Origin of the sequence: Streptomyces bungoensis, assembly GCF_001514215.1 — a bacterium.
Taxonomy (GTDB): domain Bacteria; phylum Actinomycetota; class Actinomycetes; order Streptomycetales; family Streptomycetaceae; genus Streptomyces; species Streptomyces bungoensis.
This window is the reverse complement of sequence record NZ_KQ948851.1, coordinates 471,601-490,941: the sequence shown is the minus strand read 5'-3', so window position 1 is coordinate 490,941 and position 19,341 is coordinate 471,601. Positions and strand designations below refer to the sequence as shown.

18 protein-coding genes are annotated in these 19,341 nt (G+C 74.4%); 5 read left to right on the top strand and 13 right to left on the bottom strand.

The features are described 5' to 3' along the window. The first annotated feature begins 123 nt into the window (after positions 1 to 123). Together AQJ66_RS01930 and AQJ66_RS01925 are read left to right on the top strand one after the other, a co-directional pair. Positions 124 to 438 (top strand): hypothetical protein, encoded by a 315-nt coding sequence (locus tag AQJ66_RS01930; RefSeq protein WP_061915393.1) that lies wholly within the window; start codon positions 124 to 126, stop codon positions 436 to 438. Between the two features lie 4 nt (positions 439 to 442). Beyond that, the gene (locus AQJ66_RS01925) at positions 443 to 874 is read left to right on the top strand and encodes a response regulator (RefSeq protein WP_061915390.1); all 432 of its coding nucleotides are present in this window, start codon (positions 443 to 445) and stop codon (positions 872 to 874) included. Between the two features lie 30 nt (positions 875 to 904). Here AQJ66_RS01925 and AQJ66_RS01920 read toward each other — a convergent pair whose 3' ends face one another. Then, the gene (locus AQJ66_RS01920; protein WP_061915386.1) at positions 905 to 1,882 is read right to left on the bottom strand and encodes a sensor histidine kinase; all 978 of its coding nucleotides are present in this window, start codon (positions 1,880 to 1,882) and stop codon (positions 905 to 907) included. Further along, positions 1,879 to 2,760 (bottom strand): MEDS domain-containing protein, encoded by an 882-nt coding sequence (locus AQJ66_RS01915; protein WP_061915384.1) that lies wholly within the window; start codon positions 2,758 to 2,760, stop codon positions 1,879 to 1,881. Before AQJ66_RS01915 ends, AQJ66_RS01920 begins: the two co-directional genes overlap by 4 nt. A 290-nt stretch (positions 2,761 to 3,050) precedes the next feature. Here AQJ66_RS01915 and AQJ66_RS01910 point away from each other — a divergent pair, with 290 nt between their 5' ends. Next, positions 3,051 to 3,536 (top strand): hypothetical protein, encoded by a 486-nt coding sequence (locus tag AQJ66_RS01910; protein ID WP_244162710.1) that lies wholly within the window; start codon positions 3,051 to 3,053, stop codon positions 3,534 to 3,536. Between the two features lie 20 nt (positions 3,537 to 3,556). Here the strand turns inward: AQJ66_RS01910 and AQJ66_RS01905 are convergent, their stop codons facing one another. Continuing rightward, entirely contained in the window at positions 3,557 to 4,246 is a 690-nt protein-coding gene (locus AQJ66_RS01905; RefSeq protein ID WP_061915382.1) for a hypothetical protein, read from the bottom strand. A 276-nt stretch (positions 4,247 to 4,522) separates the two neighbouring features. On the opposite strand from AQJ66_RS01905, the gene AQJ66_RS01900 reads away from it, so the two are divergent. Next, a complete protein-coding gene (locus AQJ66_RS01900; protein ID WP_061915379.1) occupies positions 4,523 to 5,071 on the top strand; it encodes a hypothetical protein in 549 nt (182 codons plus the stop codon). Here AQJ66_RS01900 and AQJ66_RS01895 read toward each other — a convergent pair. From AQJ66_RS01895 to AQJ66_RS01850, 10 genes are all read right to left on the bottom strand, one after another. Beyond that, positions 5,031 to 5,384: an ArsR/SmtB family transcription factor gene (locus AQJ66_RS01895; RefSeq protein ID WP_061915374.1), complete on the bottom strand. Its 354-nt coding sequence runs from the start codon at positions 5,382 to 5,384 to the stop codon at positions 5,031 to 5,033. The two genes, AQJ66_RS01900 and AQJ66_RS01895, sit on opposite strands and share 41 nt — an antisense overlap. A gap of 85 nt (positions 5,385 to 5,469) precedes the next feature. Then, the gene (locus AQJ66_RS01890; protein WP_061915372.1) at positions 5,470 to 5,895 is read right to left on the bottom strand and encodes an ATP-binding protein; all 426 of its coding nucleotides are present in this window, start codon (positions 5,893 to 5,895) and stop codon (positions 5,470 to 5,472) included. Then, entirely contained in the window at positions 5,892 to 7,631 is a 1,740-nt protein-coding gene (locus tag AQJ66_RS01885; protein WP_061915369.1) for a SulP family inorganic anion transporter, read from the bottom strand. The genes AQJ66_RS01890 and AQJ66_RS01885 overlap by 4 nt, the downstream gene beginning before the upstream one ends. A gap of 134 nt (positions 7,632 to 7,765) precedes the next feature. Beyond that, positions 7,766 to 8,200 (bottom strand): hypothetical protein, encoded by a 435-nt coding sequence (locus AQJ66_RS01880; protein ID WP_063803995.1) that lies wholly within the window; start codon positions 8,198 to 8,200, stop codon positions 7,766 to 7,768. Between the two features lie 3 nt (positions 8,201 to 8,203). Next, the gene (gene ctaD, locus AQJ66_RS01875; protein ID WP_107118829.1) at positions 8,204 to 9,898 is read right to left on the bottom strand and encodes an aa3-type cytochrome oxidase subunit I; all 1,695 of its coding nucleotides are present in this window, start codon (positions 9,896 to 9,898) and stop codon (positions 8,204 to 8,206) included. Positions 9,899 to 10,090: 192 nt separating this feature from the next. Continuing rightward, positions 10,091 to 12,643, bottom strand: coding sequence for an SWIM zinc finger family protein (locus tag AQJ66_RS01870; RefSeq protein ID WP_425264253.1), 2,553 nt, complete (start codon positions 12,641 to 12,643; stop codon positions 10,091 to 10,093). Further along, complete coding sequence (locus tag AQJ66_RS01865; RefSeq protein WP_061915366.1) at positions 12,640 to 15,483, bottom strand: DEAD/DEAH box helicase; 2,844 nt, start codon at positions 15,481 to 15,483, stop codon at positions 12,640 to 12,642. Before AQJ66_RS01865 ends, AQJ66_RS01870 begins: the two co-directional genes overlap by 4 nt. Positions 15,484 to 15,580: 97 nt before the next feature. Then, on the bottom strand, positions 15,581 to 16,159 hold the full coding sequence (locus AQJ66_RS01860) for a hypothetical protein (protein WP_061915363.1): 579 nt from the start codon (positions 16,157 to 16,159) through the stop codon (positions 15,581 to 15,583). Continuing rightward, the gene (locus AQJ66_RS01855) at positions 16,156 to 17,301 is read right to left on the bottom strand and encodes an ROK family glucokinase (protein WP_061915360.1); all 1,146 of its coding nucleotides are present in this window, start codon (positions 17,299 to 17,301) and stop codon (positions 16,156 to 16,158) included. The genes AQJ66_RS01860 and AQJ66_RS01855 overlap by 4 nt, the downstream gene beginning before the upstream one ends. A gap of 145 nt (positions 17,302 to 17,446) precedes the next feature. Beyond that, positions 17,447 to 18,184 carry a GntR family transcriptional regulator gene (locus AQJ66_RS01850; protein WP_107118846.1) on the bottom strand — a complete coding sequence of 246 codons (738 nt, stop codon included), beginning with the start codon at positions 18,182 to 18,184 and terminating at the stop codon, positions 17,447 to 17,449. 130 nt (positions 18,185 to 18,314) lie between these two features. On the opposite strand from AQJ66_RS01850, the gene AQJ66_RS01845 reads away from it, so the two are divergent. After that, a complete protein-coding gene (locus tag AQJ66_RS01845) occupies positions 18,315 to 19,337 on the top strand; it encodes a Gfo/Idh/MocA family protein (protein WP_061915355.1) in 1,023 nt (340 codons plus the stop codon). Positions 19,338 to 19,341: the final 4 nt, after the last annotated feature.

Genomic DNA, 19,341 nt, shown 5'->3' with positions numbered 1-19,341 from the left:
GGCAAGCACACTGTACCCACGCGTCGACAACACATGTTGTCCCCGTCGAGATCGACGCCTTACTGTGGTGACATGCCCGGTTCCGTTTCGCCTCTCCAGCCGTCCGGAGAAACGATCACGTTGGTGACCCAGGTGGTCGACGAGCTCGCCCGGCGTCTGGTGGCGGACACCGTCCCGCCGTCGGCGGAACACCGCGACAGAGCCGACCAGGCCCGCCGGCAGGCACTGCTGCGGCTGCGGGTCCTCGCCGGCGTCAAGGAGGCCGTGCGGCACCTGGAGGACCAGGCGGCGCACGCCGCTGCCGCCGGCGGAGCCGGCTACCCCGAGATCGGCCAGGCCATGAGCATGAGCCGCCAGGGAGCCCGGCGGCGCTGGCCCGGGCTGATCACCAACAGCACACCCCATCCGACCCATCGCCCCACACCCCGGAGCACGTGACACCATGGCTGCCGCCGCAATCCGCCCCTACGACGTGCTGCTGGTCGAGGACGACGTCGCCGACGCGATGCTGATCCAGGACGCCCTCACCGAACGGGGCACCCGCAACCTCAGGCAGGTCTCCGACGGGGTCGAGGCCCTGGAGTACCTGCGCGATCCGGCCAACGAGCGCCCGGACCTGATCGTGCTCGACCTCAACATGCCGCGCATGAACGGCCGCGAGTTCCTGGCCGTGGTCAAGGAGGACGCGGACCTGCGGACCATCCCGGTCGTCGTCCTGACCACGTCCGCCGCGCCCGACGACGTCACCGGCGCCTACCGCCACCACGCCAACGCCTACGTCACCAAGCCGGTGAACCTGGAGGAGTTCGAGGCGGCGGTCCGCAGCATCGACGCCTTCTACCTCGACGTCGCGGTCAAGCCCCCGAAGGAGTAGGCGCGAGGGGCCCGGGACCGCCGGGCCCGCTCAGCCCGCCCCGTCGTGCGGGGGCGGGTCCAGCGTCATGTGCAGGCGCACGACGAGGCCGGACGGCAGTACCCGGAGCTCCACCAGGTCGCAGAGCTGGTGCATCATCCACACGCCCCTGCCGCCGGCCGCGGAGAGCGGGTCGGGGCGCCGCCGGCCGACGAGCGGGTCGGCCGGCCGCCCCCGGTCCCGGGTCTCGGCGACCAGGGCGCCGGCCGCGGGCCACAGCCGCAGCGTGCCGCTCCCCCCGCCGTGGCGGACCGAGTTGCAGGTGGCCTCGCTGACGGCCAGCAGCCAGTCGGTGCGGCGCCGCGGTGACAGGCCCGCCGCCACCGCCCAGTCGGTGGCGGCGTCGCGGACGCCGCCGAGGTCCTCTTCCCCGAAGTGCAGGACGAGCGGCTCCGCCGGTTCGGGCAGCGGCTCGTCGCAGTCGCGGCAGACCGCCAGCGGATCCGCGTAGTGCTCACTGGGCCGCTCCTCACCGGGCCCGCCGAGGACGGGATGGGTACGGTGCGCCTGAGCCCGTATCCGTTCGGGCAGGGCCGTGTCGTAGGGGCACAGGATGGTCGCGTGCCGCCCGGCGAACGCCAGGTTGATCAGCGCCTCGTGGCGCGTGGCCTCGCACGCCTCCGCGGGGGTGCGGTCCGGCCAGATCGGCTCGCCGACGATGGCCGGGCGGCGGTCCGCGTGCCGGTCGGCGAACTCCTGCAGCATCGACAGGATCCGCCCCGGGTTGCGCCCGGCCTGCCGCATGTCCACCCAGGTGACACCCTCGCACGCCGCGCCGAAGACGCCTTGGAGCAGGCTCAGCCGCTCCTCGGGCACGGCGACGAGCACGGGGTGGCCGCGGTCCGCGTGCGCGCGGACGAAGTCCCCGACGCCGCCCAGGTAGTCCTCTTCCGTGGTGTAGAAGAAGGCGGGGTGGTGGAACGCCGCGTCCTGGACCGGCTCGGACGAGGGCCGTGCGTAGCTCGTCATCGGCCGGCCACCTCCATCACGCCGCCGAGTTCGGGGAAGAGTTCCAGCATGCGGCGGAGCGCGGGTGGAGCCCCGAGGAGCCGTACGGGCGCCACGGCCGACCGCCGGTGAGCGGCGCGGGCGATCCCGGCCAGGGCCGCGACGTCGAGGTGGTCGAGGGCCGAGAGGTCCAGGGTGACGTCCTGCGCCGGCGAGGCCGTGAGCGCCGCCAGGGCGGAGGCGGTGACGTGGCGGTTCTCGTAGCCGGCCGATCCGGACAGCCGGAATCCGGGACGTCCGGCCAGGGGGGCCACCGACAGCGCCGGCCCGTCGGCCCGGTCGTGGCAGTCCGCGATGCCCGTCCGTGCCAGGTGGGCCGCCGCCAGCACCTCCAGGTCGGTGCGGGGCACCAGGCGCCGGTCGTAGAAGCACCAGGCGCACAGTGGCAGCCGGGCGAAGACCTCGTGGTGGATGCGCAGTTCGTACTCCAGCAGCCGGTCGGCGCCGGCTATGTCCCGGGCTCCCCAGGACATCTCACCGATCGCGCGCAGCCCTCGGTGGCCCCGCGCCGTGGCCGCTTCCACGGCCTCGTGCCACAGGCCGATCATCGTGTCGGGGTCGAACCGGGCTCCGGACAGGTACGTCTGACCGGCCGTGATGACGAGGAGTTGTCCGCGCCGCACGGCGGAGGCGGCGTCGACACCCCGTTCGTCGAGGGTGCGGGTGACGCGGCCGGGGTCGGTGGAGTCGGCGAAGTACCGCACCTGTTCGTCCCGGTCGATGCCCGCCCGGACGAAGGCCACGAGGTGGTCGGCCCATTCGGCGTCGCTGGAGAACACCACAGCGGCATGCCGGTCCACCGCGCTTTCACCGCTCGCGATCGCGGACGTCCCGTGCATCGAACCTCTCCGCCCTCTCCGGTGCGACCGTCCCGGGTCCCTCACGCGGAGCGCCCAGGTTACCCCAGGGCCGTGCGGGCGCTTCGGTGTGCCCCTTCCCCTTGCCTGCCCAAGTGGGACGAGCAGGGCGCACGGCCGGTCGAGAAGTTTCCACCTGGCAAAAGTTGAGCATCTGACTGCTCATCGCCGGGCAACCGTATGCCCCGGCGTTCGGTCACATGTGCGGTGGCCGCTTTCCGTCATCCGGTCGACCGCTCGACCCGACCCGCTTCGCATCCCGAGAGGACATCGTGCCGAGGTTCCGCAAGCGCAGACGTACCGCCGCTCCGGAGCCGGGCGGCGACGCCGCCTCCGCCGCCGCCGCCGATGGCGGGATGCCCGGCGATCTGCGGGCCTTCGCGTTGTCCCTGCCCGAGTACCAGGCCCTCTTCCGTGTGATCGAACACGCCCGTTCCCGCCTCGAGGCGTGCCGTGGCGGCGACGCGGAGACGATTCGCAACGCCAGCGGCGCCGAGCTGTTACCGCTGCTCCTCCCGCGAGCCGGTGCCGCCTTCGCCCGGGGGGCCGACGGTGTGCCGATGCTGGTCTCCGAGATCCGGCACCTGGAGGCGGCGGTCGTCAACCTCGAGTCCTACGGCGGGCACGAGACGGTCCTGTGCGACGGCTACGCCCTGCTCGACCGGCTCGACGTCCTGAAGGGCCGCACGGAAACGGCCCGGGCGGTCGACGGCGTCCTCACCCTCGGCCAGCGCACGCCCCCGGCGACCAGCCTCTGAGTCCCGCCCGGCCGGTGCGCTCAGGGGGTGAACACCTCGTCCAGGCGGTCGACGGCCCCGTCGGCTCCCAGGTGGTACTTGAAGACCAGCCCGCTGTTCGGGTGCGCTTCGAGCCAGTCGAGGAACTCCTGCACGCCGATGTGCTGGTTCTCCGAGCTCTCCACGACGGGGTTGGTGGCCGTGACGTACGCGGCCTGGTCCATGGGCAGGTACGTCTCCTTGCCCACGGTCACGAACGGCGCGCCGTCGGAGTCCGCGGGAGCGCAGCCCCAGTTGCCGTACCTGACGATCAGACTCAGCGATCCGCCTTCCGGGGTGTACCGGTAGACCGCGACCTCGTCGGGCGAGATGGGCATCTTGTGGTCACAGGCGGGCGACGGCGCCGCGGAGGCCGCCGCGGTGGCGGAGGGGGCCGGCGAAGCGGCTCCGCCCGCACCGCCCACGGGCTTCGCGGCGGGCTTGCTCGCCACGGGCTTGGCGGAGGTCGCGGTCCCCGCCGCCGTGGAGCCGGGGGCCGTACCGCCGGTACCGGCGCCGGGCTCGGCCGCCGCCGTGTGGGCGCCGCCCGGGGATGCCGCGGCATCGCCGTCTGCGTTGCAGGCCGTCAGCGTCAGCGCCAGCGCCAGCACGGCGACGGCGGGAGCGCTCCCGACGGCCGTACGGAGTACGGCGCCGGATCTGTGACGGCGAGGCTTGCTGGTGTGTGCCACGGCAGGTCCTTTCCCAGGGTGCGGCCCGTCGTGCGGGCGGTCATGTCGCAGGCAGGGACGTTCCGGCTTCCGGCCCAGTTGCAGCACGCCGGGGCTGTTGCCCACTCGTCACCACGCCGTTGCCGGACCCGCAGGTCGCGGGGCCGGGCCGCCAGGGACGACCGGCCCCGATGTCGGCACCGGTCGACCCTCCTCCGCCGCGGCCGGCGCGGGGACGATCGGGCACGCATCAGGCGGTGACCGCGATGAGCGGCGCTCGGGAAGGGACGGCCAGGAGTGATCGCTGTAGTGGGGCACCCCGACCTCACCGCGCCGACGCTGGCGCTGCTGGAGGAGGAGCTGCGCCCCCGGCTGGCGGATGCCGCCCGGCCGGGCCGTGCCGGGCTGGTCCTGGCCGGCGACGGGGTGCCCGTCGCGTTCGGGCGGGCCGCCCGGCGGGCGGGTCTGACCCTGGTGACGGTGCTGCCGGCCCGCGACGGCGTGCCCGCGCCGCTCACCGAGCCGGACCGGAAGGCGGCCGGGGAGCTGCTGCTGCTCTCGGAGCAGGTGCGGCTGGTGGAGTACGACCCCGGCGACCGCGCGTCGCGCATCGCGGCCGCGGAGGCGATGGTGCGTTCGTGCGCCCGGGTGCTGGCCGTGTGGGACGGCTCGCCGTCCAACGGGACGGACGCGACCGCCCACCTGGTCGCCTATGCGCGCAGTCACGGCGTCGACGTGGAGGTGATCTGGCCCGACGGGGCGGAGCACGGGACCACGCGCCCGGAAGCCGTGCCGGCGGGTGGTGTCAGGACGCCGGCGGCCGGGCCTCGCCCTGGCCGGCCCTGAGGTCGGCGAGCAGCTCGGCCTGGCCGGCCAGCACCCCGGACAGGATGGTGCGGGCCACGCGCAGGAGTTCGGCGATGTGCGGGCTGGTCAGCGAGTAGTACACGGTCGAGCCCGCCTTGCGGGTCACGACCAGGTTGGCCCGTCGCAGCACGGCCAGTTGCTGGGACAGGTGGGCGGGTTCGATGCCCACCTCGGGCAGCATCTCCGCGACCGCGTGCTCACGCTCGCTCAGCAGCTCCAGGACGCGGATGCGGGCCGGGTGACCGAGCGTCTTGAAGAACTCCGCCTTCAGTTGGTACAGCGGCGTGCTCATCGCGCCGTCCCCTCCGCTTCGCCACCTCACGAATTGCCAATATTACCAATTTGCCGCACCGAGCCCCGGTGCGGGGCGCCGCGGATCACAGCGGCAGGGTGATCCAGATGCTCTTGCCCCGGCCGTCGCCGTCACCGCGGACGACCGCCGTGCCGCCCAGTCCGAGGGTGAGTTCCATGACGGTGGACAGGCCCGCGGTACGGGAGCCGATGACGGACGCGTACAGCGGGGGCTGGTAGGGGTGGCGGTCGTGCACGGCGAAGGCCAGGCAGTCGGGGCCCGCCGCGTAGACCACCGTGACCTGCGGGGAGAGCGCGGCGGCGTGCCGGACGCTGTTGCCGACCAGCTCGCTCAGGATCAGCAGGGCCGGGTCCACGGCGGGGTGGCGCGGGCCGATGCCCCATTCCGCCCAGGCCTGTTCGGCGGTCTGGCGGGCCAGGCGTACCGCCGCCGGCTCGGCGGCCAGGGTGAGCACATGGCGGTGCGGCAGTGCCTGCGGTCGCGTGCTCACCGGGCCGGCTCCCCGTTGACGCCGGGTTTCTCCGCGACCGTCCGCCGGGCGGGCGCGGCGGGCAGCACTCCGGCCGTCTCCAGGTGGTCGCGGGCCGCGCGGATCGCCTCGGGCGTGGAGGCGTACTCGCGGCCCCGGGGGCACAGCAGGTCCAGCGCGCCCACGGAGTCGAGGACCTGCCGCTGGCCGGGCCGTATGCCGGAGGCCAGGACGAGGACACCGCGCCGGCGCAGCTTTTCCACCGCGTCCTTGAGGACCAGGGCGCCGGTCGCGTCGATCGTCGACACCCGTGACATCCGCAGGATGACGACCCGCACGTCGGCGACCTCGGTCAGCTCCAGCAGGAAGCGGTGCGCGGCCGCGAAGAACAGCGGCCCGTCGATCCGGTAGGCGACGATGTGCTCGGCCAGCAGCGCGTGCTCCTCGGCGGTGTGGTCGCCCCGGTCCAGCGGCACCTGGTCGAAGCGGGCCTGCCGGGCCACGGCGCCGAGGGCCAGGGCGCCGGCGACGGCCAGGCCGATGATCACCGCGTACACCAGGTCCAGTGCCAGCGTCGCCGCCGCCGTCAGGACGAGGATGAGCGCGTCGGAGCGGGTCGCCTTCACCATGGCCCGCAGGGAGCCGACCTCGACCATGCGGATCGCTGTGGCCAGCAGCACGCCCGCGAGCGCGGCCAGCGGGATCTTCGCCACCAGGGGGGCCGCCGTGAAGACGATCACGCCGAGGACGGCCGCGTGGGTGAGGGCGGCCAGCCGCGAGTTCGCTCCGGTGCGGGCGTTGACGGCGGTGCGCGCGATCGCGCCGGTGGCGGGCACGCCGCCGAACAGCGGGGCGGCGATGTTGGCCAGGCCCTGGCCCAGCAGTTCCCGGTCCGGGTCGTGCTTCTGCCCGACCGTCATGCCGTCCGCGACCGACGCCGACAGCAGGGACTCCAGCGCCGCCAGCGCGGCGACCGCGACCGCGGGCGCCAGCAGCGAGCCCAGGGACCCGGGGTCGAGGAAGGAGAGGGAGGGCGCGGGCAGCCCGGAGGGCACGTGGCCGATCGGCGTGGCCGCGTCCAGGTGGGCGACCTGGGCGACGACCGTCGCGGCGATCACGGCGACGACGGAGAACGGCACGGCCGGCCGCCGGCGGGCGCCGGCCAGCATGACCGCGGCCACCGCGACCGCCAGGCCGACGGCCGTCCAGTTCGGCGCCGCGGCGAACTCCCGGACCGCCCGCCAGGTCACCACCAGCACCTTGTCCCCGGCGGGCTTGGGGACGCCGAGCGCGCCCGGGACCTGCTGGAGCCCGATCACGCAGGCGATGCCCAGGGTGAAGCCCTCGACGACGGGCGCGGGGACGTACCGCATGCAGCGGCCGGCCCGCAGCGCGGCGAGGACGACGAGCAGGACGCCGGCCAGCAGGCCGACGGTGAGCACGCCGGTCGGTCCGTAGCGTCCGACGATCGGCACCAGCACCACCGTCATGGCCCCGGTGGGCCCCGAGACCTGGAGGTTCGAGCCGCCGAACACGGCCGCCAGGGCGCCGGCCACCACGGCGGTCGCCAGGCCCGCCTCGGCGCCCAGTCCGGAGGACACCCCGAACCCGAGGGCGAGGGGCAGCGCCACGATCGCCACCGTGAGCCCGGCGAGCAGGTTCCGGCGCGGATCACGCCGCAGGGCCGCGAGATCGGGTCCCGACGGCAGCAGCGCGACGATCCGGCTCCGGACGGCCCGGACGACGGCTGTGCTCATCGCGGGACGCCCTTTCCTCTACGCGTGGATGCTGTGCCCGCGGCTACCTGCGAGCACAGCAAACATAGCATCTAATGAATTGCCAACTTTCGCAATTGCTGCCGACTGGAGTCAGTGCGGCCGGGGTGAGCTGTTCACGACAGGTCCGCCGCCACCCCGTAGACCGCTGTCACCGCTGCCGCCGCCAGTCCGACGGCGAGGAGGGCGGCCACGGCGTGCCGTGAGCGGCCGGCCGGGCGCGGGGGCCGGGCACGGCCCAGCTGCCCCCACTGGCGGGCGGCTTCCCGCCGCTCCTCGTGCCGGCGCACGGCCGCGCGGATCCGCAGCCCGGCCGTCACGAGCGCGCCGGCGCCGGCCGCCGCACCCGGGATCCACCAGTCTCCGGCCAGGAGCAGCAGTACGGCGACGATCCCGGTCGTGCTCCAGCCGCTGACGCAGGCGGCGGCCGCGCCGCGGCAGGAGCGGGTCCGGTCGGCTCCCGCGCGCAGGTCGGCGAGCGCCGGCAGGTACCAGACGGAGCCGGCCCCGGTCACCGCCGCGGCCCCGACGGCGAGAACGGTGTGCGCCATGGTCTACCTCGTCGCCTCGTCCAGCGCGGCGATCTCCGGGTGGTGCAGGTCGAACGCCGGGGACTCGCTGCGGATCCGGGGAAGGGAGGCGAAGTTGTGGCGCGGGGGCGGGCAGGAGGTCGCCCACTCCAGGGAACGGCCGTAGCCCCAGGGGTCGTCGGCCTCGACGGGCCTGCCGTACTTCGCGGTCTTCCAGACGTTGTAGAAGAACGGCAGGATCGACAGGCCGAGCAGGAACGAGCCGATGGTGGAGACGGTGTTCAGGGCGGTGAAGCCGTCCGTGGACAGGTAGTCGGCGTAGCGGCGGGGCATGCCCTCGGCGCCCAGCCAGTGCTGGACCAGGAAGGTGGTGTGGAAACCGACCGTGAGGGTCCAGAAGGTGATCTTCCCGAGGCGCTCGTCGAGCATCTTGCCGGTGAACTTGGGCCACCAGAAGTGGAATCCGGCGAACATCGCGTACACGACGGTGCCGAAGACCGTGTAGTGGAAGTGCGCGACGACGAAGTACGAGTCGGAGAGGTGGAAGTCCATCGGCGGTGACGCGAGGATCACCCCGGTCAGGCCGCCGAAGACGAAGGTGACGAGGAAGCCGGTGGTCCACAGCATCGGCGTCTCGAAGCTCAGCGAGCCCTTCCACATGGTGCCGATCCAGTTGAAGAACTTCACGCCTGTCGGCACGGCGATCAGGAACGTCATGAAGGAGAAGAACGGCAGCAGGACGCCTCCCGTGACGTACATGTGGTGCGCCCACACGGTCACCGACAGACCCGCGATCGCGATGGTGGCGGCGATCAGGCCGACGTAGCCGAACATCGGCTTGCGGGAGAAGACGGGGATGACCTCGGAGACGATCCCGAAGAACGGCAGCGCCAGGATGTACACCTCCGGATGCCCGAAGAACCAGAACAGGTGCTGCCACAGCAGGGCGCCGCCGTTGGCGGGGTCGAAGACGTGGCTGCCGAACTTGCGGTCGCACTCCAGGGCGAACAGGGCCGCCGCCAGGACCGGGAACACGATCAGGACCAGCAGGGCGGTCAGCAGCACGTTCCAGGTGAAGATCGGCATGCGGAACATGGTCATGCCGGGCGCGCGCATGCAGACGATGGTGGTGATGAAGTTGACGGCGCCCAGGATGGAGCCGAACCCGGACAGCGCCACGCCCATGATCCACAGGTCGGCCCCCAGGCCCGGCGAGTGCACGGCGTCCGAGAGCGGGGCGTACAGGAACCAGCCGAAGTCGGCGGCCCCGCCCGGGGTGAGGAAGCCGAAGGCCGCGATCGACGAGCCGAACAGGAAGAGCCAGAAGGCGAGCATGTTCAGCCGGGGGAAGGCGACGTCGGGGGCGCCGATCTGCAGCGGCATGATCCAGTTGGCGAAGCCGGTGAACAGCGGCATGGCGAACATCAGCAGCATGATCGAGCCGTGCATCGTGAACGCCTGGTTGAACTGCTCGTTCGACATCAACTGCAGGCCCGGCCGCGCGAGTTCGGCGCGCATCAGCAGCGCCATCACACCGCCGACGAGGAAGAACGCGAACGCGGTGACCAGGTACATCGTCCCGATCCTCTTGTGGTCCGTGGTCGTCAGCCACTCGGCCCACGAGGGCCGCGCCGCCGCCCGTCCGGTCGTCTCGGCGGCCACCACGGCCCCGGCCGCGGACCGTTCGGTCCCCGGCTGCTGTATCTGTGCCTCGTCCATCGGACGGCGTCCTCCCGGCTGCTCATGTCGTACCTGAGCCGGGAAGCACCACGCGTACGGGGTGGGCTGGCGCTTCCCGGCCCGCCACATGATCGGCTTTGGGGCACCCTGGTCCGATAGGGTCGAACAGGCCCTGTCAGGGCCCGCGGACGGGCCCGATGGTCCCTCCTCCGCGTCGGCGGCCGCCGCGGCTCAGAGGTCGCCGGGTGAGCCGAGACCCGTCAGGGCGCCGACCGGGTCCAGGTCGGGAGTGCCCCGCGGCCACCAGTCGTCGTGGCCCGGTTCCGACTCGTAGGCGTACCAGAGGCCGTCGCGGCCCAGGCGGAGCTGGACGTGGCCGCGCGGGTGGGTGAGGTGGTTGCGCCAGGGCCGGAACGCCGGGAGGTCGGCGGCGAGCAGGAGCGGGCGGGCGCGGTCGAAGCGGCCCGCCGGCGGGTCCCAGGGTTCCTCGAGGACGGCCAGCCCCTCGATCCCGCCCTGCCGCCAGGCGGCGACCGCGCGGGCCAGGTCGGCCGGGGTGCGTCCGGCGGCCGCGGCGAGCGTGGCGTACAGCGCGCGGGTGCCGGCGGTCAGTCCGGAGCCGGGGCGGGCCGCGGCGAGGCGTACCGCGTCCTGCCACAGCGTCAGCTCGCCGACCGGGTCGCGGCCGGTGGTGAGCAGCGCGTGGGCGCGGGCGGCGGCGTCGGTCGCCAGCTGGTCCAGCGCGAACGGGTCCGGCCCGCCCGGCGCCGCCGGGTAGACCGGAGGCTGCTCGGGGTGCGGGGGCGCGGGCAACGGCGGCGGGAGCGGAGGGAGCCCGCGCGGGGCGAGGGCGTCGGTGGCGCGGACGCCGGGCAGGGAACGGGGCGAGCCCTCCTGGGCGGCGCGGGCCGCACGGGCGGCGCTGCGCCGGGAGAGCGCGTCGAGCAGGTCCTTCTCGCCCCGGCCGCGCAGCAGGAGCAGCACGAAGGGGTCGGCGTCGAGCAGCCGGGCCGTCTGGTAGCAGAGGGCGGCCGCGTGCTTGCAGGGGTGGCCGGAGTCGGGGCAGCTGCAGCGCGGGGCGAGGTCCCGCGGGCCGGGCAGCAGCGGCACGCCGCAGTCGGCCAGGGACTGGGGCAGCTCCTTGTCCAGCAGGGCGGCGATGTGCCCGGGCCGGTCGGCGGCCGCGTCCAGGAACCGGTCCCAGTCCCCGTCCTCCAGCGTGCGCAGCCGCACCTGCACCCGGTACGGCCGCGGGCGGCTCCCGCGCACGTACGCCAGCACCAGACCCGGCGTCACCGTGATCGCGTCCACGTGGCCCTGGTCCGCGTAACCTCGGCCCCGGGCCAGCCGCTTGGCGTCCAGCGCCCCCTGCTCCAGCGCGTCGACCCAGGCGTTGCCCCACCAGGTCTCCGCGAACTCCGCGTCCCCGGGAGAGGCGGCACGGGGCGGCAACGCCGGGAAGGTGCGGCGCAGTTCGGTGTCGCGGTGGGGGGTGGCCATGGTGGCGGGCAGGTGGGGGGCGGGGTCGTGCGCGGGGGCGGCGGGGTGGGGGTGTGCGGCGCCGGTGTCCTTCACCGTGCTGTCTGCCTGCGTGGTGCGGTCCGCCTGCGTCGTGCTGTCGGTCTGCGTCGTGCTGTCGGTCTGCGACTCGCCGGGTTCCCACGTCTCGCCGGTCTCCCGCGTCGTGGCGGTTTCTCGCGGCGTCTCCTGCGGGGTGTCGCTCCAGGAGGGCATGCGGAAGGCGTTGGACAGGAACGTCCGCATCTCGCGCGCCGCCTGGACCCGGGTGGCCCCTGCCGCCTCGCCGGCGCGGACCGAGCCGGGTGCGGTGCCCGGCTCGGAGGACGCGGGGCGCGCCGGTGCGCCGGTCCGGGAGCGCCGGCCGGGGGCCGCCGCCGCGGCCCGCCGCGCCTCGCGCCGGGCCGCGCGCAGCGCCTCCCGTGCGATGTCTCCCGGGCGTCCTTCAGGGGCGGCGGTGTCAGGAGCGGCCGTACCAGAGCCGGCCGTGCCAAGGGCGGACGCGTCAGGTGCGGCCGCATCGGGTACGGCCGTGCCAGGGATGGCCGCGCCAGGGATGGGCGTGTCGGAGGCGGCCGAGCCAGAGTGCGCCGCGTCAGGGGTGCGCGAGCCAGGGTTCGCCGCGTCAGGGGTGCGCGAGCTTAGGTTGGCCGTGCCCGGGGTGCGCGAGCCAGGGTTCGCCGTGTCAGGGGTGCGCGAGCCAGGGTTCGCCGTGCCAGGGGTGCGCGAGCCAGGGTTCGCCGTGCCCGGGGTGCGCGAGCCAGGGTTCGCCGTGCCAGGGGTGGGCGGAGTGGCTGGAGGCGCGTTGCGGCCGGTCGTCTCGTCGGCCGGGGAGGGGGTGGCTTCGCCGAGCCGGGCCGCCGCTGCCCGCGTCTCCGGTTCCTGCCGCTCCTGCCGCGCTTGCCGTTCCTGTCGCTTCTGCCGCTCCTGCCGTTCGCCGGGGCGCGCCACCGCGGGGGCGCCGTCGGTCTGAGCCTCTCCCCCGGTGCCGTCCGGCTCCGGCGCGTCGCCGTCGTCCGGACGTGCCGTGCGTGCCGCGACCGCCGCCCGCAGTGCGGCTCTCGCCACGTCACCGGGCGCCGCCGCGCCGACGGCGGAGCCGTCCTTCTCGGCCCGCTCCCCGTGCCCCGGCGACTCGGCCGCGGGGACGCCCGGTTCGCCGGAGAGCGGCTCCCCGGCACCGCCGCGTGCCTCCTCCGCCCGCTCCCGCGCGGCCCGCAGAGCGCGGCGGGCGGCGTCGCCGGGGCGGTCTCCGGTGCCCGTCATGCGGGCCTCCGCAGCGAGACCAGGTCGGACAGTTCACGGTCGGTCAGTTCGGTGAGGGCCGACTCGCCGGCGCCCAGGATGGCGTCGGCCAGGGCGCGCTTGGCGGCGAGCATCTCGGCGATGCGGTCCTCGACCGTGCCCTCGGTGACCAGGCGGTGGACCTGGACGGGCTGGGTCTGGCCGATGCGGTAGGCGCGGTCGGTGGCCTGTTCCTCCACGGCCGGGTTCCACCAGCGGTCGAAGTGGACGACGTGGCCGGCCCGGGTGAGGTTCAGGCCGGTGCCCGCGGCCTTCAGGGACAGCACCAGGACCGGGGTCTCGCCGCTCTGGAAGCGGTCCACCATGCGCTCGCGCTCCGGCACCGGCGTGCCGCCGTGCAGGAGGTCCACGGGGACGGCGCGGGTGGACAGGTGGGCGGTGATCAGGCGGGCCATGCCGACGTACTGGGTGAAGACCAGCGCGGAGCCGTCCTCGGCGAGCACGGTGTCCAGCAGCTCGTCCAGCAGGGCGAGTTTGCCGGAGCGGGCGGACAGCCGGTCGGCGGCCGTCTCCTCCTTCAGGTACAGCGCCGGATGGTCGCAGATCTGCTTGAGGGCGCCGAGCAGCTTCAGCACCATGCCCCGGCGGGCGATGCCCTCGGCGGTCTCGATGGCGAGCATCGACTCGCGCACCACCGCCTCGTACAGCGCGGCCTGTTCCCGGGTGAGCGGCACCGGGTGGTCCGTCTCGGTCTTGGGCGGCAGCTCGGGGACGATGCCGGGGTCGGACTTCTTGCGGCGCAGCAGGAAGGGGCGGACCAGCCGGGACAGCCGCTCCACCGCCTCCTCGTCCTCGCCGTTCTCCACCGCGCGCGCGTGCCGGGCGCGGAAGGACTTCAGCGGGCCGAGGAGCCCGGGTGTCGTCCAGTCGAGCAGGGCCCACAGTTCGGAGAGGTTGTTCTCCACCGGGGTGCCGGTGAGCGCCACGCGCGCGGGGGCCGGGATGGTGCGCAGCGCCTTGGCGGTGGCGGAGTACGGGTTCTTCACGTGCTGGGCCTCGTCGGCGACGACCATGCCCCAGGAGTGCTCGGCGAGGTGCGCGGCCGTGGAGCGCATCGTGCCGTACGTGGTGAGGACGAAGCCGCCGTCGAGGTCCTCCAGGGTGCGGCCCTGGCCGTGGAAGCGGCGGACGGGGACGCCGGGGGCGAACCGGGTGATCTCCCGCTGCCAGTTGCCCAGCAGGGACGCGGGGCAGACCACGAGCGTGGGTTCGGGGCGGGCCCGCTTCAGGTGCAGGGCGATGAGCGTGATCGTCTTGCCCAGGCCCATGTCGTCGGCGAGGCAGCCGCCGAGGCCGAGGGAGGTCATGAGGTCGAGCCAGGCCAGGCCGCGCAGCTGGTAGTCGCGGAGGGTGGCGGCCAGCCCGGCGGGCGGCTCGGCGGGGCGCAGGCCAGCCGTGAGCCGGTCGCGCAGGGCGGCCAGGGCGCCGGTGGGCACGGCCTCGACGGTCTCGCCGTCGACCTCGGCGGTGCCGGTGAGCGCGACGGACAGCGCGTCGACGGGGTCGAGCAGGCCCAGTTCGCGCCGGCGGGCCTTGCGGACCAGCGCCGGGTCGACGAGCACCCAGCGGTCCCGGAGCCGTACGACCGGCCGGTGGGCCTCGGCGAGCGCGTCCATCTCGGCCTCGGCGAGCGGATCCCCGCCGAGCGCGAGCTGCCAGCGGAACTGGAGCAGGTCCTCGCTCTCGAAGAACCCGGTGCCGTCGGTCGCCGAGCCGGGGGCGGGCCGGACCACCGCGGCGGCGGTGAGGTCGCGGGCCAGGTCCCGGGGCCAGTGCACCGCGACCCCGGCCGCCGCGAGCCGTGGGGCCGCCACCCCGAGCAGCTCGCCGAGCTCCTCCTCGGACAGGGCGAGGACGTCGGGGACCTCCTGCTCGGCGAGCCGGTCCAGCGGCGGCCACACCCGGGCCGCGCGCCGTACGGCGAGGGCGGCGTCGACGCGTGCGCGGGGGCCGAAGGCCGCGTCGGCGTCCCCCGTCCACAGGGCCGCCGCGTCGGTCACCAGGGTCGGGTCGGCGAGGCTGTGCACCTGCACGATCGCCGCCCCGGCGGCGCGGGCGCCGTCGGCGGCACCGGCGTCGAACACGTCGTACGCCGACAGGTCCAGGCGCAGGGAGATCCGGACGCCCGCGTCCATGCCGGCGGCGACCTCGGCCGCCCACGCGTGGGCGCCGGGCAGCGTCTGGGGTTCGCGGGCGGCGAAGGGCCGGCCGGAGGTGTGCGGGGCGGCGGGCGTGCGGGGCAGGGTGTCGGCGACCGCGTCCAGGAAGGAGCGGACCAGCGCCTCGGGCTCGGGCAGCCGGAGCGGGCCGGGGTCCGGGAGCGGCACGGCGTGGCCCTCCGGGGGCAGCGCCGCGGCCACCGCGCGCAGGTGGGCGATGTCGCCGGGTTCCAGCGGGCCGGCGCGCCAGGCGTCGTGGCCGGTCGGGGTGAGGCCGGGCAGCAGCCGGCCGCGGGCGACCAGCCGCAGGGCGTGCAGCGCGGCGGCGCCCCAGCAGGCCGTGGCCGGGTGGGCGGCCGGGTCGCGGCGGGCCCGGACCAGCAGCGGCAGGGCCTCGGTGAGCGGCAGGGTGAGGGCGGGCACCTGGTGGCGGCGCACGCCCGGACCGTGGCGCCGTACGACCGTCAGCTCGTCGGCGGCGCCGTCGGCGGGCAGCGGGCCTCCGTCGGGGTCCCAGAAGGCGACGCGGCCCTCACGCGGGAGGGGCGCGGGCAGGTACACGCAGGCGAGGCGCGCCAAAACCGCGCTCCCGCTCTCCCGGGTCGCGCCGCGCTCGGCCACCGCGGCCGTGCCACCGCTCATACGTTCTGCCACCTCCCGTCCGTGTGCCGGATCAGCCGTCTCCGACTCTACGGGCGGGGTCTGACAATCGGCTCCGGCGGCCGGTCGGGGCCGGGGATCAGGGCACCGTGCGCGAGACGACGTACACCATCGGATAGTTCGGGTCGGACGTGTTGACGACGACGTCCTGGGTGGGCGCCGGGTTCTTCTGCTGGTGGGTGAGCCCCCACCAGCCGGGCCCGGTGAAGGTCCAGCCGGACACCCTGCGGTCGCGGGCGCCGATGGTGACGTCGTTCTTCTTCAGCTGCTCCCGGCGCACGCCCATGGTGCCGAGGAAGGTGTCCAGGCCGGCTTCGGTGGTGCGGAACTGCAGGTACAGGCGGCTGGTCTTCCAGTTGTTGGTCTCGTAGTAGGCGATGTAGTCGGCGGGGTGCGGGACCGGCAGCTGGTAGAGGCGGCGCTGCACCTTGGACGGCCAGCCCGGGGTGAGGCCCGTCGCCGAGTACTTCGCCTCCTTGTCCTTGCCGCTGCTGCGGCTCTGGTTGGCGGAGATCATCAGGTAGCCGGCCGGTACGCCGATGAGCAGCCCGATGATCAGCAGGGTGATCGCCCGGCGCTTGATGCGGTGCCGGGGGTTCTCGGCCGGCCGGTGCGGCTCGCCCGGGGGCGCGGCCTGGTGGGGCAGGGACGCGGTCATGCGGTGTCCTGGTCGCGGCGGGTCTGGGCGTAGCGCTCGTACCGCTCGTAGCGCTCCACCCGGCGGCGCTTGGCCCGGCGGAACCGGCGGGCGACCAGCCGGGCCAGGTCGGCGGCGCCGACCATGCCGGCCTCGGGGCCGAGCTGGGCGCGGGTGATGCGCGCCTCGGGGCGGTAGCCGCGGCCGGTGAGGTGGCGCTTGAAGGCGTCCCGGGCGGGGCCGATGAGCAGGTCGTCGGCGGCGCTGACGCCGCCTCCGATCACGAAGCAGGACGGGTCGAGGGCGGCCGCCAGGTTGGCGATGCCGACGCCGAGCCACTGGCCGATGTCCTGGAGCAGCTCGATGCACATGGCGTCGCCCTCGCGGGCCAGCTCGGTGATCATCGGGCCGGTGATGTCGCCGATGTTGCCCTTGACGTGCTCGATGATCCCGTACGCCACCGGGGAGTCGGCCGCGGCCAGCTCGCGCGCCTCGCGCACGAGCGCGTTGCCGGAGCTGTACTGCTCCCAGCAGCCGCGGTTGCCGCACGGGCAGCGGTGCCCGCCGGGGACGACCTGCATGTGGCCGAACTCTCCGGCGACGCCGTACTTGCCGCGCTTGACCTGGCCGTCCTCCAGGATGGCGCCGCCGATGCCGGTGCCGAGGGTGATCATGACGAGGTGGTCCTCGCCGCGTCCGGCGCCGAAGCGCCACTCCGCCCAGGCGGCGGTGTTGGCGTCGTTGTCCACCAGGACGGGGACCGCGAGGCGGCCGGCGATGCGGTCCCGGAGCGGTTCGTTGCGCCAGGACAGGTGGGGGGCGAACAGCACGCGGTTGCGGTCGGCGTCGACCCAGCCGGCGGCGCCGATGCCGACGGCGTGCACGTCGTGCCGGTCGGAGAGGTCCAGGACCAGTTCGACGATGGTGTCCTCGACGACCTTGGGGCTCTTGGACTTGTCCGGGGTCTCCGTGCGGAGCTTCTCCAGGATGTTGCCGTCCGCGTCCACCACGCCGGCCATGACCTTGGTGCCGCCGATGTCGATGCCCACCGTCGGCACCCGGGGTGCCGTCAGGTGGGAGCGGCGTTCCCTGGTCCCGACCGTGCGGAGCACGGGGGCCCGGCGGGAGCCGATGGGGGCGGTGAGATCGCGGTAGGTGCTCATCGTTGGACGATTCTGCCTCACCGGGCAGGCAGGTGGCGTGCCGGGCAGCGGGGAGGGGCGGTCCGCGATCACCCGCTCCGGCGGTCCGTCCGGGCGGTGTCCGGGGTCTCATTGTCCGGACATTGCGACGTGCCGGCGCGTGCCGTCAGGGCCGTACGAGCAGCTGGAACTCGAAGGAGTAGCGGGTCGGGCGGTAGGTGTGGTCGCCGAACTCGACGGCGCGGCCGGTGTCGTCGTAGGTGGTGCGCTGCATGGTGAGCAGCGGGGCGCCCTCGGGCTCGCCCAGCCGCTCGGCCTCGGCGGCGGTGGCGGCGCGGGCGCCGATGGACTGGCGGGCGCTGTGCAGGGTGATCCCGGCGGAGCGCATCATCCGGTACAGGCCGGTGGCCTCCAGCTGGCCGGAGTCGAGGTCGAGCAGGCCGAGCGGCAGGTGGTTGACCAGGTACGCCATCGGCTCCCCGTGGGCCAGGCGGAGCCGCTCGATGCGGTGGACGTCGCCGCCCTCGGGCACCCCGAGGGCGGCCGCGACCCCGGCGGAGGCGGGAAGGACCGTGTTGACCAGGACCCTGGTCGCGGGGCGCTGCCCGGCGGCCTCCAGGTCGTCGTAGAGGCTGCTGAGCTCCAGCGGGCGCTTGACCTGGCTGTGCACCACCTGGGTGCCGACGCCCCGGCGGCGGACCAGCAGGCCCTTGTCGACCAGCGACTGGATGGCCTGGCGGACGGTGGGCCGGGACAGGCCGAGCCGTGCGGCCAGTTCGATCTCGTTGCCCAGCAGGCTGCCGGGCGTGAGGGTGCCGTGCTCGATGGCGGCCTCCAGCTGCTGGGAGAGCTGGAAGTACAGGGGCACCGGGGAACTGCGGTCCACACGGAGGTCGAGTGACACGGTCGGGTCCACATCTGGTTTCGGCACGGGGCCGAGCGTAGCCCCGTGCATGGTTGACGGGAAGTTGTGTAGTCCGATTGTCCGGACATTTGCATTGACAGCGTACGGTGTCGGCCCTCACTTTGTTTCCATGCGCATCGGGGTCATCGGTACGGGCCGCATCGGCACCATTCATGCGAGGACGCTCAGCCGTCACCGCGATGTCGGGTCACTGATCCTGACGGACGCGGACCGGGCGCGGGCGCAGGAGCTGGCGCACCGGCTGGGCGAGACGGCGGCGCCCGGCGTCGACGAGATCTTCCGGTGGGGCGTGGACGGCGTGGTGATCACCACGGCGACGGCCGCCCACGCCGAACTGATCGGTCGGGCAGCACGCTCGGGCCTGCCGGTGTTCTGCGAGAAGCCGATCGCCCTGGACCTGCCGGGCACGCTGCAGGCACTCGCCGAGGTGGCCGCAGCGGGAACGATCCTGCAGATGGGTTTCCAGCGGCGCTTCGACGCCGGCTACGCGGGCGCCCGGGAGGCGGTGCGCTCCGGCCGGCTCGGGCGGCTGCACACCGTACGGGCGACCACCGCCGACCAGTCCCCTCCCCCGCCCGATTGGCTGCCGCTGTCCGGCGGGCTGTTCCGGGACACTCTGATCCACGACTTCGACGCACTGCGCTGGGTGACCGGCCGCGAGGTGGTGGACGTCTACGCGACCGGCTCGGACGCCGGACCCGCGATGTTCCGCGAGGCCGGTGACGTGGGCACCGGTGCGGCCCTGCTCACCCTGGACGACGGCACGCTGGCCACGGCGACCGCGGCCCGGGTCAACGGCGCCGGGTACGACGTGCGCATGGAACTGGCCGGGGAGCGGGACACCGTCGTGGTCGGCCTGGACGACCGGACGCCCGTGGCCTCCACCGAACCGGCCGGGCCGCCGCCCGCGGACAAGCCGTGGACCGGCTTCCTGGAGCGGTTCGGGCCCGCCTACGAGGCCGAACTCGTCACCTTCGTCCAGGTGGTGCGCGGTGAGCGGGCCAATCCGTGCGACGGCCACGAGGCCCTCCAGGCGCTGCGGATCGCCGAGGCCTGCGAGGTCTCCCGGCGGGAGCGCCGGCCGGTCGCCCTGGCCGAGATCGCGGGCGGGGGCCGCCCGGCGTCCGGCTGAGCGG

Bases quoted from the DNA above. Each gene is read 5' to 3' on its own strand.
- AQJ66_RS01855 (WP_061915360.1), bottom strand. From the start codon at position 17,301: ATGAGCACCTACCGCGATCTCACCGCCCCCATCGGCTCCCGCCGGGCC.
- AQJ66_RS01845 (WP_061915355.1), top strand. From the start codon at position 18,315: ATGCGCATCGGGGTCATCGGTACGGGCCGCATCGGCACCATTCATGCG.
- AQJ66_RS01885 (WP_061915369.1), bottom strand. From the start codon at position 7,631: ATGAGCACAGCCGTCGTCCGGGCCGTCCGGAGCCGGATCGTCGCGCTG.
- AQJ66_RS01870 (WP_425264253.1), bottom strand. From the start codon at position 12,643: ATGACGGGCACCGGAGACCGCCCCGGCGACGCCGCCCGCCGCGCTCTG.
- ctaD (WP_107118829.1), bottom strand. From the start codon at position 9,898: ATGGACGAGGCACAGATACAGCAGCCGGGGACCGAACGGTCCGCGGCC.
- AQJ66_RS01880 (WP_063803995.1), bottom strand. From the start codon at position 8,200: ATGGCGCACACCGTTCTCGCCGTCGGGGCCGCGGCGGTGACCGGGGCC.
- AQJ66_RS01925 (WP_061915390.1), top strand. From the start codon at position 443: ATGGCTGCCGCCGCAATCCGCCCCTACGACGTGCTGCTGGTCGAGGAC.
- AQJ66_RS01860 (WP_061915363.1), bottom strand. From the start codon at position 16,159: ATGACCGCGTCCCTGCCCCACCAGGCCGCGCCCCCGGGCGAGCCGCAC.
- AQJ66_RS01915 (WP_061915384.1), bottom strand. From the start codon at position 2,760: ATGCACGGGACGTCCGCGATCGCGAGCGGTGAAAGCGCGGTGGACCGG.
- AQJ66_RS01865 (WP_061915366.1), bottom strand. From the start codon at position 15,483: ATGAGCGGTGGCACGGCCGCGGTGGCCGAGCGCGGCGCGACCCGGGAG.
- AQJ66_RS01920 (WP_061915386.1), bottom strand. From the start codon at position 1,882: ATGACGAGCTACGCACGGCCCTCGTCCGAGCCGGTCCAGGACGCGGCG.
- AQJ66_RS01895 (WP_061915374.1), bottom strand. From the start codon at position 5,384: ATGAGCACGCCGCTGTACCAACTGAAGGCGGAGTTCTTCAAGACGCTC.